The organism is Streptomyces ochraceiscleroticus (assembly GCF_000720485.1).
GTDB classification, from domain to species: Bacteria; Actinomycetota; Actinomycetes; order Streptomycetales; family Streptomycetaceae; genus Streptomyces; species Streptomyces ochraceiscleroticus.
In genome coordinates, this window is the sequence record NZ_JOAX01000006.1 from 65,980 (window position 1) to 78,333 (window position 12,354).

General features: G+C 72.6%; 11 protein-coding genes. 5 read left to right on the top strand and 6 right to left on the bottom strand.

The window, feature by feature from the left end; translation table 11 throughout:
- Positions 1-38: 38 nt before the first annotated feature.
- The 4 genes from IG84_RS0110170 to IG84_RS0110185 all read right to left on the bottom strand — a co-directional run bounded on the left by IG84_RS0110170 (position 39) and on the right by IG84_RS0110185 (position 4,251).
- Positions 39-446 (bottom strand): roadblock/LC7 domain-containing protein, encoded by a 408-nt coding sequence (locus tag IG84_RS0110170; RefSeq protein ID WP_031054099.1) that lies wholly within the window; start codon positions 444-446, stop codon positions 39-41.
- A gap of 307 nt (positions 447-753) precedes the next feature.
- Complete coding sequence (locus IG84_RS0110175; RefSeq protein ID WP_031054102.1) at positions 754-1,371, bottom strand: GTP-binding protein; 618 nt, start codon at positions 1,369-1,371, stop codon at positions 754-756.
- 277 nt (positions 1,372-1,648) lie between these two features.
- Complete coding sequence (locus tag IG84_RS0110180; RefSeq protein WP_031054104.1) at positions 1,649-2,071, bottom strand: roadblock/LC7 domain-containing protein; 423 nt, start codon at positions 2,069-2,071, stop codon at positions 1,649-1,651.
- Positions 2,071-4,251 carry a sensor histidine kinase gene (locus IG84_RS0110185; protein ID WP_051861581.1) on the bottom strand — a complete coding sequence of 727 codons (2,181 nt, stop codon included), beginning with the start codon at positions 4,249-4,251 and terminating at the stop codon, positions 2,071-2,073. The genes IG84_RS0110180 and IG84_RS0110185 overlap by 1 nt, the downstream gene beginning before the upstream one ends.
- 292 nt (positions 4,252-4,543) lie before the next feature.
- Here IG84_RS0110185 and IG84_RS0110190 point away from each other — a divergent pair, with 292 nt between their 5' ends.
- Positions 4,544-5,212: a class I SAM-dependent methyltransferase gene (locus tag IG84_RS0110190; RefSeq protein WP_051861603.1), complete on the top strand. Its 669-nt coding sequence runs from the start codon at positions 4,544-4,546 to the stop codon at positions 5,210-5,212.
- A 7-nt stretch (positions 5,213-5,219) separates the two neighbouring features.
- Here the strand turns inward: IG84_RS0110190 and IG84_RS0110195 are convergent, their stop codons facing one another.
- Entirely contained in the window at positions 5,220-6,122 is a 903-nt protein-coding gene (locus IG84_RS0110195; protein ID WP_031054111.1) for an oxygenase MpaB family protein, read from the bottom strand.
- A 96-nt stretch (positions 6,123-6,218) separates the two neighbouring features.
- Here IG84_RS0110195 and IG84_RS0110200 point away from each other — a divergent pair, with 96 nt between their 5' ends.
- Positions 6,219-6,530, top strand: a complete 312-nt coding sequence (locus tag IG84_RS0110200; protein ID WP_031054115.1) for a hypothetical protein — start codon at positions 6,219-6,221, stop codon at positions 6,528-6,530.
- 127 nt (positions 6,531-6,657) lie between these two features.
- The gene (locus IG84_RS0110205) at positions 6,658-7,470 is read left to right on the top strand and encodes a hypothetical protein (RefSeq protein WP_245659297.1); all 813 of its coding nucleotides are present in this window, start codon (positions 6,658-6,660) and stop codon (positions 7,468-7,470) included.
- Positions 7,471-7,567: 97 nt separating this feature from the next.
- Here IG84_RS0110205 and IG84_RS0110210 read toward each other — a convergent pair whose 3' ends face one another.
- On the bottom strand, positions 7,568-7,750 hold the full coding sequence (locus IG84_RS0110210) for a hypothetical protein (RefSeq protein WP_030612121.1): 183 nt from the start codon (positions 7,748-7,750) through the stop codon (positions 7,568-7,570).
- Between the two features lie 147 nt (positions 7,751-7,897).
- On the opposite strand from IG84_RS0110210, the gene IG84_RS0110215 reads away from it, so the two are divergent.
- A complete protein-coding gene (locus IG84_RS0110215; RefSeq protein WP_031054119.1) occupies positions 7,898-10,867 on the top strand; it encodes a DEAD/DEAH box helicase in 2,970 nt (989 codons plus the stop codon).
- On the top strand, positions 10,864-12,231 hold the full coding sequence (locus IG84_RS0110220) for an SWIM zinc finger family protein (protein ID WP_031054121.1): 1,368 nt from the start codon (positions 10,864-10,866) through the stop codon (positions 12,229-12,231). Before IG84_RS0110215 ends, IG84_RS0110220 begins: the two co-directional genes overlap by 4 nt.
- The last annotated feature ends 123 nt before the right edge of the window (positions 12,232-12,354 follow it).

Genomic DNA, 12,354 nt, shown 5'->3' on the forward strand with positions numbered 1-12,354 from the left:
CTGTAGCCGCGGAGTGTGACAGCGGGTCAACCCCCACCTCAGACCTGTGGATAACTTTCCGGCTGGCGCACCGCGACGCCGAGATGTTCCCCGACCCGGTTCACCAACAGCGTCATTTCGTACGCGATTTGCCCCAGGTCGGAGTCGGCCTCGGCCAGCACGCACAGACAACTGCCGTCGCCCGCCGCCGTCACGAACAGCACCCCGTCGTCGAACTCGACCATGGTCTGCCGTACCCGGCCCGCCCGGAACTGCTGCCCGGATCCCTTGGCCAGGCTGTGCAGTCCGGAGGCGACCGCGGCCAGGTGCTCGGCGTCCTCCCGCACCAGCCCCTCGCTCGCCCCGGTGACCAAGCCGTCGTTGGAGAGCACGAGGGCGTGCCGTACCTGATCGACTCGCCGTGTCAGGTCGTCCAGCAGCCAGTCCAGTCCGCTGCTCAGTGCCATGCCCGCTTCCTCCCCGTAACACCGTGCTACTTACCGGTCGGCAGTGCCATGTGTCGCGCACCGCTGTGCCAGCCTCGCTCACCTCCGCGTTCTCGGCAAGCGGCCCGGACACGTCGGCACCCACCCTCCGGCCTCAGGAACTCCGGATACAGCAGGATGGTTCCGTGGCATGAAGAACGATCAAGGAGGAGTGGCAGACGTTCGTCTCCGCCGGCGAACGTGTGGGCCGACGGCAGGTACGGGTCCATGCCGACAAGGCGCCGGCCATGGCGGGGATCGCGGACTGACTCCGAGCCCGGCTGCGGGGCTAGGGGCGGCTCGCAGTGTCCAGGAGGCGGGCCGTGTGCATCCGTCCTGCGTGCTCGACCAGCCGGATCAGCACTTCCTTCCCGGAGTCCCGGTCGCGCGCGTCGCACAGCAGCACCGGCGTACCGCCGTCCAGGTCCAGCGCCCGCGACACGTCGTCCGCGCCGTGGGGGCGCGTTCCGGGGAAGCAGTTGACGGCCACGAGGAACGGCACCCGGCGGTTCTCGAAGTAGTCCACCGCGGGGAAGCAGTCCGCCAGTCTTCGGGTGTCCGCGAGGACGACGGCGCCCAGGGCGCCTTCGGAGAGGTCGTCCCACAGGAACCAGAAGCGCTCCTGTCCGGGGGTTCCGAAGAGGTACAGCGACAGGCCCGATCTGATGGTGATCCGGCCGAAGTCCATCGCCACCGTGGTGGTGTTCTTACCGACCACACCGCGGATGTCGTCGACCCCCTCCCCCACCTCGGTGAGGTACTCCTCCGTGCGCAGCGGGCGGATTTCGCTGACCGAGCCGACCAGTGTCGTCTTGCCGACTCCGAAGCCGCCCGCTATCAGGATCTTCAAGGCCATCTCGGGCTCGTCCTGCACCGTTCCGGGGTGCACGGAATCCGCGGAAACCATCGGTACTGTCCTCCAGGAAGCGGTGTGCGCACTCGGGACAAGTGCGCAGGTGAAGGTGGACGCGTGCTGGGGTGCCGGGGCCCGGTCACGCCGGTGCCGGACCGTGTGACCGGAGCGGTCCGGTGGGGCCGTTGTGCAGTGCCCGGGCGTTACGGTCAGGACCGTAATCCCTCTCGCGTCACCACGCGGGGCGATTCGGTGAACTGGATCACCGCTGCGGTGCACGGCCGCGGCCCGGTGCAGGCCGTCCCGGGGCATCACGCGCCACCCGCGCCGCTCATGTGGTGAAGCGCGGTGGGGTACGCAGGTGTTCGCCCACGCGCTGGACGAGCCGGGCCATCTCGTAGGCGATCATCCCGATGTCGGCCACCACCGTACTGAGCACCGCCAGACACGAACCGTCCCCGGCCGCGGCGACGAACAGGACGCCGTTGTCCATCTCCACCACCGTCTGGCGCACTCCTCCCGAGGAAAAGTGGCGCCCCGTGCTCTTGGCCAGGCTGTGGAACCCGGAGGCGACGGCCGCCAGGTGGTCGGCGTCCTCCCGAGGCAGCGAGCCCGAGGTCCCGGTCACCAGGCCGTCGCCGGAGAGCACCACGGCATGCCGGACCTCCGGCACCCGGACGGCCAGATCGTCCAGCAGCCAGTCGAGGCCGCTCCGGGGACGCGACGGTGTGCCGCTCGCTCGTTCCTCGTGCATCAGGGTTCTCCGTCCGTGGAGCCGCGGACCCAGCCGTGGCGATAGGCGGTCATACGGGTGCGTGTTTCTTCCGGGACGAGCGTGGGCTCCGCCTCGGGTGACGTGTCCGCCGCGGCAGGGGACGGCTCGCGCAGCTGAACGGCGAGGCTGCGCTGCCGTATGCGGCGCGGGAGCTCGTCCGGGTCGTCGGGCGGGGCCACGCCATCGGGCGAGGCCGTCATCGCTGCGTCTGCCGGCGGCTCCAGTGCGCGGCCGGTCCTGCGTTCGAGGTGTGCACGTACCCGCTCGAGTGGCGCGTCCCGGGGCGGGTCGGCCGGCGCACTCCGTAGAGGGGGCGTGGCCTCGTGCACCAGGGCGTTCGGCAGGAGTACCACCGCCGTCGTGCCTCCATATGGCGAGGCGCGCAGGACGACGCGTACGCCGTGCCGGGCCGCCAGCCGGCTGACCACGAAGAGCCCCAGCCGGTCGCCGTCGGACGGGTCGGGCGAGCCGGCCTGCTCCATGCGTCGGTTTGCCTCGTCCCGTGCCGCCTCCTCCATGCCCAGGCCACGGTCCTCGATCTCCAGCACGTGTCCGGTGCCGACCTGTTCGCCCTGTACCCGGACCTTGGTGTGCGGCGGTGAGAACTGTGCGGCGTTCTCGATGAGCTCGGCCAGTAGGTGGGTGAGCTCCGCGACCGCACTACCCGGGATCGCGCCCGCGGGGAGACGCCGCACCTCGATGCGCGCGAAGTCCTCGGTCTCCGACGCCGCCGCGCGCACCACGTCCGTGAGCGGCACCGGTGACCGCCAGGCGCGTCCTGCAGCCGCGCCCGAGAGGATGAGCAGGCTCTCGGCGTGACGCCTCATAAGGGTGGTGAGGTGGTCGAGCCGGAAGAGGTCGCCGAGTTCGGCCGGGTCCTGGGAGCGGCGTTCCATGCTGTCCAGGAGGGCGAGCTGGCGGTGGAGAAGGATCTGGCTGCGGCGGGCGAGGTTGACGCAGACACCGCTGATGCCGTCGGCCGGTTCGGCCCGCTCCACGACCGCGTCCAGCGTTGCCCGGTGGACGCTGTCCAGGGCAGCGCGGACCTGTGCGATCTCGTCCTCGGCGGGCGGTGTCTCGGGGGCGGTGGGGGTGTCGGCCTGTCGGCCGGCACCTGCTTCACGCAACGCTTCGGTGATGCCGAGCGCACCGTCACGCAGGGCGGTGAGTTCCCTGATCAGGCCGCGAGCGATCCGTAAGGCGACGGCCGAGGAGAGGACAAGGGCAACGAACCCGAGGCCGACAGCCGCAGCAGCGGACTGCGAGACCCCGTACACGAGCGGGCCAGGGCGACGTGCGGCCTCGGCGGCCAGCTCCTTCTCGATGCCGTGCAGTCCGCGCCGCAGGTGCTCGTACGAGGGGCGCCAGCGGGCACCTGGCGCCGCCTGCGCCGCGCCGCGGCCGGGGGCGGCGGCGCTCACCGCGTGCTCCATGGCGCGGACGTCCGCGTGAGCGCGGCCGGTGGCGAGCGTGCGCCAGGCCGCGTCCAGGGTTGCCGGCAGGTCCTCGGTGGCGATGCGCTCCATGAGGCGCCGCGCCGCGACGGTACCGGTGAACGACCGCTGCCGGTCCTTGTCGAGCGTTCCGGTGAGGTCGGCGGCCGTGAGGACGGCGTCCTCCTGGGCGAGCAGCTCACGGACAAGGCCCCATTCCCCAACGTGCCGCGTGCCGTCCGCAGGACCACTCAGCGCTCCGTTGAGGGTGAAGGCCGAGGCGATGGCCGCCGTGTAAGGGCCGTACGCCTGCTGCCAGGTGAGGGAGCGCTCCGTCGTCAGCCGGCGCTGCTCCGGCAGCGCGTCGAGTGCGGTGGTGAGGTCCGTCAGGCGGTCGGCCGTGCGGGCCGGAAACCCCGCGGCCTCGGCCACTGTGCGCCGTCCGCCCTGCCGCAACCGGCTGGTGGCCCTCTCCGTCTCCCTGGTGCGGGCTCCGAAGGTGTCCTTGCGCGCCTGAGTGGGGTCCGTCAGGTACGCGACGGCGGCCCGGCGTTCCTCTTGTAGGGCCCGTACCACCTCGTACACGGGCGCGCGTACCTCGTCCTCGATGCGCTGTGCCTGCCGCGCGGCCGCAGCGTCCTGTAGGGCGGTGACGGTCGCCGAGCCCCAGAGGACGAGCAGGGCCACTACGGGGACCGCGAGCACGCAGAGGAAGCGGGCGCGCACTGTACGGGGGCGAAGAAAGCGGCTATCCCGTGCGACGTGCGCTCCCCGGCCCCGTGGGCCCGACAAATCCCGGCCCTCGGGGCCGGGAAGATGGTCCAGGTGTCCCATGGCCACGGGACGCTAGCCGCGTCGGGGCCGCCCGCCGGGCGCACAGTCCGGAAGTGCTGGCATTTGGCGGTGCGGTGCCGACGCCCGACCGGCCCGCGCCCGAATCTGCGCGCCTACAGATGTTCCGGTCGTTGCGGGATCAGAACCGCACAGAACACGGCCGATGGGGGATCATGACGGCACCATGAACGAATTCAGCGACAGCACCCCTGCCGACAGCGCCCCCGCTGAAGGCGCCGGTCGCCGCGATTGGTCCGGTCACCAGACCCACGACGTGCGGGAGTTCTTCGGGCAGCGGGCACGGTATTGGGACAGCCGCTTCCCCGAGGACGGGCCGGCGTTCGCGACAGGCATCGCGGAGCTGGGCCTGCGGGCGGGCGATCGCGTACTGGACGCCGGATGCGGCACCGGACGGGCGTTGCCCGCGCTGCGCGCCGCTGTGGGGCCGTCCGGCACGGTGTTCGGGGCCGACCTCACGCCGGAGATGCTGGAGGAAGCCGTACGGGCCGGGCGGGGTGCCGAGGCGGCCCTGCTGCTCGCGGACGTCTCCGCGCTGCCGGTCCGGGACGGCGCCCTGGACGCGGTCTTCGCGGCCGGGCTGATCTCCCACCTCGCCGATCCGCCGCACGACCTCGCCGAACTGGCCAGGGTCGTACGGCCCGGAGGGCGGCTGGCGCTCTTCCACCCGATCGGCCGGGCCGCCCTCGCCGCTCGTAAGGGACGACCGCTCACCCCGGACGACCTACGGGCGGAGCCGAACCTCCGGCCGATGCTGGCGCGCAGCGGCTGGGACCTGATCCAGTACGTGGACGAGGACGCGCGCTACCTGGCGCTGGCCGTGCGCCGAGGGTGACCGCACATCAACGGTGGCCCGGCTCCGCAGCGGCGTGCGGCACCGGGCAGCCGACGGCGCCCGGCCGGCCCCTGGGGAAGGTCCCGAGGTCGGCGATGCGGTAACCGTTCGGGTAGCCCTTGATCTCCGGGTTCTGCCGGGCGTAGTGCGGGGCGCGGCGCGGCGGGAGCAGGCGGACCGCCTTGGCGCGCAGTCGCAGCGCGCCGCGTACGGCGGCCTGCACTGCCGGGCGTGGCCGGTCGTAGCGGAACGCGTCCAGCAGGGCGTCGTCCAGGAGTGCCGTGCTCGCGGCGCGCACTACGGGGGCCAGCGGCCCGTACCACCCGGCCATCAGGTCCAGCGAGGCGTCCGAGACGCGCCTGCCGCCCTCGTCCCAGCCGAAGTGCTCGTGTTCGTAGTCGTCCAGGTAGCGTTCGAATTCCTGGTAGGTCCGGGGCAGGTCGGTGATACCCATGTGCTTGCCGAACGTCCTGTAGTACGCCGCCATCGCGCGCTTCTCGTGCTCGCTCAGCCGCCGCCAGCCGTACTGGTCGATCCAGCGCTTCGGTACGACCACGAACGTGCACAGCACATAACGCATGTCGTCGTTGCTGATGTCGTAGCTACGGTGCATCTGATTGATGCGCCGGATGGCCGTGCGGCCGTCCTCGGTCTCGAAGCCGTGCTCGACGACCGAGTCCAGAAGGAGCGCGGTGTCGTCGTAGCGCTTTTGCGTACGCTCCGTCAGCTCCGCGGTCTCCGCGAGCAGACGGCCGATGCTGGGCACCGCGTACGTACGGTAAAGGGCGAGTTCAAGCGCTCTGGTGACGTCCCATGGGAACTCATGCGTCACCGTGATGCGGAAGATCCGCAGGAAGTCGCGCTCAGGATCCAGCCGCTGAATTTCCTTGAGGAAGTCGTAACGCCTCACGAGAACACCGTCCCTTTCGTCGCCGAAGGTCCAACCCTACGGGGAGAGGGGAGACTTGAAAGGCTCCGTACGCTTCTCTATTGGCATGGGGGAATGATGACCGACCTCCTTCGCAGACTCCGGCTCCGTTTCGCCCATGGCCTGTTCGGACCGAGGCCGCCACGTCCGGAGCGGGAGCCGGCCAGGAAGGGCGCGCACAACCTCTTCGATGCGGCGGCCACACATGTGGCGGCGTGCGCCGAAGGGGACGAGGACCGCGGCGCCGAGGCCGCGGACTGGGTGTCACCGGAAGCGCTCGCCTTCGGCATCAACGAACTGGCGTGCAGGGCGCTGATCGCGCTGGCGCGGGAGCGCCGTCAGTCGCCGCAGGAAGTGGCCAGGGACCTGCTGAGCCTGCCGGCCGCCTGAGCCGCGCCGGCTACCGGGAGCGGGCACATGGGCCGTGACAATCGCCTGTCCGGCCAATTAAGGTGCGCCGACGACGTGATCTGTGCGGTCGGCACCTGCCCGGGCCGCGAACCGAGTGGGAGGCCCAGTGTCCGCGACGGAGGGCGCCGTCGGCGACGGCAGCGACATCGGCGAGGTCGATGACGACCAGCTGTTCGTACTGACCGCGGTGCTGCTGACGCCCGGGCAGTTCCCGAGCGTGCTCGGTGACGACTATCCCGAGGTCTGCGCCAAGCTGCGCCTGGAGCCGTACGAGGAGGGCTACGGGCTGGTGCTCGGCCAGGACGGCCGGGGTGCGCGCTGGACCGTCGCGACCGAGGACGTCTCGCTGGTCGCCTGTGCGATAGCGGCCTGGGACTGCGGTATGGAGTACGACCTCTCCCCCGACGAGAACAGCATCGTCGCGGCGCTGCCGGGCTGGCCGCTCGCGCTCGCGGTGGCGGCGCCCGGAGTGCCGGCGCCGCACGACCCGGCGCCCGAGGAGGGCGATCCGAAGCCGCTGGCGCCTCCGGACGCGCTGGAGTGGGGGCCGGCCCAACGGCGCCTCGGAGCGGACGAGATCGCCCTGCAGTGGGCGGCGTGGCGCGAGCAGGTCGAGGGCGAGGTCACGTTCGTCGATCCCGGCACCAAGCCGCACGCGGGGGTGCGGCGGGTACTGGACGAGGCGCGTGAGTACGTGCGGCAGCCTCCGCCTCCGGGGCGGGTGCGGTCGTCCTTCGCCGCCGGTGAGGCGCGCACCCTGCGCGTGGACGGGCCGGGCTGGAGCATGGTCGCCCGGACCGACGACATCGCCTTCGTCCTGCTCGACGACGAACCGGGCGAGGTCCTTCCCGTGGGCCGCGGCCCGGAGCTCCCCGGACTGCTGGAGTCGCTGGACGCGATGGCGGCCCGGCCGGCCTGAGGCAGCACACCGCGCGCGGCGGTGTCACGGCCGTGCCGCGGTGGCGCCGCGCACGGTCATCCGGGCGCCGGCCGCGCCATCGCGGCTTCCGGGATGCTCAGCGGCCCAGCTCCTTGCGGGTGACGCGGCGCAGCCGCCGCCGTTGCGAGGGGTCCAGCGTCAGATACGCGATCGCGGGCACCCCGATCATGACCAGCAGCGCCGCCCAGAACGGCAGCAGCCACAGCAGGATCACGCCTGCCGCCACGCCGCCGACGGCGACCTTCGCACGTGTGGACATCCTTCACGCCCTTTCCGCGGCGGACGCCGCGTTCGCTGTCTTCCATTGAACGCCGGATCGGCGCCGGAGGTTCCACAAAGGCGCGGATCGTGCTGTACCCTCGGCCGCTCCGAAGGCAAGTAGTCAAACTTGAGGAGTCGTCGGCACGTGCCAGCACTTCCCGCGCTCACCCTCGACCGGCTCCCCGGCCTCTCCCGGTGCGCCGCCGTGTACGTGCCAGGTGATCCGCCGCGCAGGGGACGGATCGCCTTCTGGCGGCCCGACGGCGAGCCACTGCTCGACGGTGAGCCACGACCTGAGGGCGAGCCACTGCCCAGCGGCTTCGACGCTGGCGCCGTGTCCGCCGAGAGGCTGACCGTCGCCCTGCCCGCCGATGAGGGCCAGGTCGTCATCCGGGAGGTACCTGCCCTCTTCGTGCCGGTCGCCGCCGCGCTCCCCGTACTGACTCGGGCGCGCGCTTCCCGTACCGCGCACCCCGCCGCGGCCTTCTGGGGCGCCGCCTCGGTGGTCGCGCTGCACCTCGTGGCGCGGGGCAGGCTGCTGCCGGGGCTGAGCGCTGGCGAGTACGACGCCTGGCGCTGCGGCCCGCTCGAACCGGAGGACACCGCCCGCATACGGGAGCTGGCCGGCGCAATGCCTCCGTATGCGCACGCCACGCCGCTCCCCGGGAGCTCCCCTGTCCGGCTGCCCGCACCGGAGCGGCTGCTGCGCTCGTTCCTGGACGCCGTGGCCGACGGGCTGCCGCGCTCCCCCGCCGCCGTGACGGCCCTCGGCGACCCCGCGTACGCGTCAGAGGCGCCGCAGCACATCCCCGAGCAACGGGCCTGGGCGGCCGATGTGGCGGCGGGACACGACGCCGGGGTGCGCCTGTCCCTCCGTATCGAGATCACCGGGCTGGACGGCCAGGACGGCGCGCTCGGCTCCGACGGCGGCCCCACCCCTGCACGCTTCTCCGCCGTCCTCCAGTTGCACAGCCTCACCGACCCGGCACTGGTCGCCGATGTCTCCGACGTGTGGGCGGGCGACTCGCCGGCGGGGCGTGCCTTCGGGGCGCGCGCCCGCACGGACACGCTGCTGACGCTGCGGCGGGCGGCCGCCGCCTGGGCACCGCTGGAGCCGCTGCTCTCCGCCGCGGTACCGGACGCTCTGGAGCTCGCCGAGGAGGAGATCGGCGACCTGCTGGGACCCGGCGCACGGACACTCGCGGCCGCCGGCGTACAGGTCCACTGGCCCAAGCAGCTCGCCCGCAGCCTCACCACGCGGGCCGTTGTGGGCCCACCGGAGGCGGCGGCTCCTTCGGTGTCGGCGCCGGACCGTACGGAGTCCGCTCTGCCGTCGCTGCTGTCCGCCGATGCGCTGCTGTCGTTCAGTTGGCGCTTCGCCATCGGGGAGCACGAGCTGAGCCGGGCGGAGCTGGACCGGCTGGCGGAGGCCGGACGGCCACTGGTACGGCTGCGCGACCAGTGGGTGCTCGTCGCCCCCGAAGCGCTGCGCACCGCACACGAACGCCGGGACCAGAAAGTCACGCCCATGGACGCTCTCGGGGCAGCGCTCACGGGAGCGGTCGAGAGCGGCAGTGGCGAGCACGTGGAGGTACAGGCATCCGGCCCGCTGCGACAGTTGCGCGACCGGCTCGCCGACCCGGAGCATCAGGGGAACGACGCGCCTCCCCAGCCGCCCGCGCTCGCCGCGACGCTGCGCGACTATCAGTTGCGCGGCCTCGGTTGGCTGCACCGTATGACGTCGCTCGGCCTCGGGTGCTGCCTGGCCGACGACATGGGGCTGGGCAAGACGATCACATTGATCGCGCTCCATCTGCACCGCCGGGCCGCACCGGAGACCGCGGGCCCGACTCTCGTGGTCTGCCCGACCTCGCTGATGGGCAACTGGCAGCGGGAGATCGAGAAGTTCGCGCCGGGCACTCCCGTGCGCCGCTTCCACGCGGAGCGGCGCAGCCTCGCGGACCTGGCGGCCGGCGAGGTCGTGCTGACGACGTACGGGACGATGCGGGTGGACGCCGAGAAGCTGGCCGGAGTGGGCTGGGGCATGGTCGTGGCCGACGAAGCCCAGCACGTGAAGAATCCGTTCTCCGCGACCGCCCGGCAGCTTCGGACGCTGCCGGCCGGCGCCCGGGTGGCGCTGACCGGCACCCCGGTGGAGAACAACCTCTCCGAGCTGTGGGCGATTCTCGACTGGACCACGCCGGGGCTCCTGGGCTCCCTCAGCCGCTTCCGAGCGCGCTACGCGCAGGCCGTCGAGGGCGGTACTGATCCGGCCGCAGCGGAGCGGCTGGCGCGGCTCGTACGGCCGTTCCTGCTGCGCCGCCGCAAGTCGGACCCGGGCATCGCGCCCGAACTGCCGCCCAAGACGGAGACCGACCGCGCGGTGGCGCTCACCGCGGAGCAGGCCGCGCTGTACGAGGCGGTGGTGCGCGAGGGGCTCGCCGGCATCGCCGGCACGGACGGCTTCGCCCGCCGTGGCCTCGTGGTCAAGCTGCTGACCTCGCTCAAGCAGATCTGCAACCACCCCGCGCAGTACCTGAAGGAGGACGGTACCGAGCAGGAGCGCGGGCGGCGCTTCGCTGAGCGCTCGGGGAAGGTGGAGCTCCTGGACGAGCTGCTGGACACGCTGCTCTCCGAGGGAGCCGGCGTGCTCGTGTTCACCCAGTACGTGCGGATGGCGCGGCTTCTGGAGGCGCACTTGGCAGCGCGTGGCGTGCCGAGCCAACTGCTGCACGGTGGTACGCCCGTCACGCGCCGGGAGGAACTGGTGCGCCGCTTCCAGGACGGAGACGTGCCGGTCTTCCTGCTGTCACTGAAGGCGGCGGGCACCGGGCTGAACCTGACCCGCGCCTCCCACGTCGTGCACTTCGACCGGTGGTGGAACCCGGCTGTCGAGGCGCAGGCCACCGACCGCGCGTACCGCATCGGCCAGACCCAGCCGGTGCAGGTGCACCGCATGATCACCGAGGGCACGGTGGAGGACCGGATCGCCGACATGCTCGCCCGGAAGCAGCGGCTGGCGGACGCCGTACTGGGCTCGGGCGAGGCCGCGCTCACCGAGCTGACCGACGCGGAACTGGCGGACCTGGTGGAGCTTCGAGGGGGCGAACGATGAGCGTTTTCCACGGCGCCGAGGGCGCGAACGACGACGGGGCCGACGGCACGTACGGCAACGAGCAGACGGGGCGGTCCGAGCGGACTTTCGCCGCTCTGCCGCCCGCCCGTGGGGGCGGCTTCGCGCGCACATGGTGGGGGCAGGCGTGGCTGAAGGCGCTGGAGGACACCGCGCTGGACAGCGCGCAGCTCAAGCTGGGGCGCCGGCACGCCCGTGCGGGGGCGGTGGGCGCGGTGTCCGTAAGGCCGGGGCGGATCACCGCCGTCGTTCAGGACCGCGACCGCACCGCTCACCGTTCGGACGTGCTGCTCCAGGAGCTGGGCGCGGCGGACTGGGACCGGTTCCTGGACATGGTCGCCGACCGGGCGGGGCACATCGCCGCACTGTTGGACCGTGACATGCCGCCGCAGCTCGTCGAGGACGCGGCGGCGGCCGGCGTCGAACTGCTCCCGGGGATCGGCGATCTGGAGCCGTCCTGCGGCTGCGAGGCATGGGACCACTGCGCCCATACGGCCGCGCTCTGCTATCAGATGGCACGGCTGCTGGACCAGGATCCGTTCGTGCTGCTCCTGTTGCGCGGACGCGGCGAGGAGGCGCTGCTGGGCGAGCTGCAGGCGCGCAGTGCGGCGCGCGCACAGGCGTACGCGCCGGATCAGGACGACGAGGGCACTGCCACGTCCGGTGGTGCGCCGGGCGCCGAGGCCGGTGTGCCGGCGGCCGAGGCGTTCGCGGCCCAGGAGGGCCTGCCGCCGCTGCCGCCGCCTCCGCCTCCGGTGAGCGAGGCGGGCGCCGCGCCCGCGCTCGGCGGCGGCACCCCGCCGGCGCCCGGGGTCGACGTACCGGCCCTGGAGTTCCTCATCGGGGACACCGCGGAGCGGGCCAGGAGGCTGCTCGCCGAGGCGCTGTCCACCTGGCACGCGGACGCCCCGCCGGTGAGCGGCCCGACGCCCGCTGAGGACCTCGTACGGCTCGCTGCGGCCGGCCCGCCTGCCCCGGTCGCCGAACGGCTCGCGACGGCCTCGGGGCGGGATGCCAGAGGTCTGGCGGCGGCCGTACGGGCGTGGCGACAGGGCGGCCCGGCCGGGCTCGCGGTACTGGAGGAGGAGTGGAATCCGGGCCCCGAGGCGCTGGCTCGCGCCACCACGGGGCTGGCAGCCGCCTGGGCGGACGAGGGGGACCGGCCGCGGTTCCGGGTCACCCGCAACAGGTGGACGGTCGTCGGCAGCGACGCGCAACTGCGGCTGGGGCGGGACGGTGGCTGGTGGCCGTACCGGAAGGAGCAGGGCCGCTGGCTGCCTTCGGGGCCGCCGGACGAGGATCCGGCAGCGGCCCTCGCGTCCCTCCTGGCGGAGGAAAGGACGTAACACGGGATACGCAGCACACGGGTCCCAAGGGGAGCACGCAGGCTCCGAGGGGCGCAGCTCCTCAAGTCGCGCTCCCCGCCCGAAAATGCGTCGACACCGTCCACACCGGTCGTCACGATCGGA

Excerpts from the sequence above, each read along its gene's own strand:
- IG84_RS0110220 (WP_031054121.1), top strand. The coding sequence starts at position 10,864 with ATGAGCGTTTTCCACGGCGCCGAGGGCGCGAACGACGACGGGGCCGAC.
- IG84_RS0110175 (WP_031054102.1), bottom strand. The coding sequence starts at position 1,371 with ATGGTTTCCGCGGATTCCGTGCACCCCGGAACGGTGCAGGACGAGCCC.
- IG84_RS0110170 (WP_031054099.1), bottom strand. The coding sequence starts at position 446 with ATGGCACTGAGCAGCGGACTGGACTGGCTGCTGGACGACCTGACACGG.
- IG84_RS0110190 (WP_051861603.1), top strand. The coding sequence starts at position 4,544 with ATGAACGAATTCAGCGACAGCACCCCTGCCGACAGCGCCCCCGCTGAA.
- IG84_RS0110200 (WP_031054115.1), top strand. The coding sequence starts at position 6,219 with ATGACCGACCTCCTTCGCAGACTCCGGCTCCGTTTCGCCCATGGCCTG.
- IG84_RS0110210 (WP_030612121.1), bottom strand. The coding sequence starts at position 7,750 with ATGTCCACACGTGCGAAGGTCGCCGTCGGCGGCGTGGCGGCAGGCGTG.
- IG84_RS0110180 (WP_031054104.1), bottom strand. The coding sequence starts at position 2,071 with ATGCACGAGGAACGAGCGAGCGGCACACCGTCGCGTCCCCGGAGCGGC.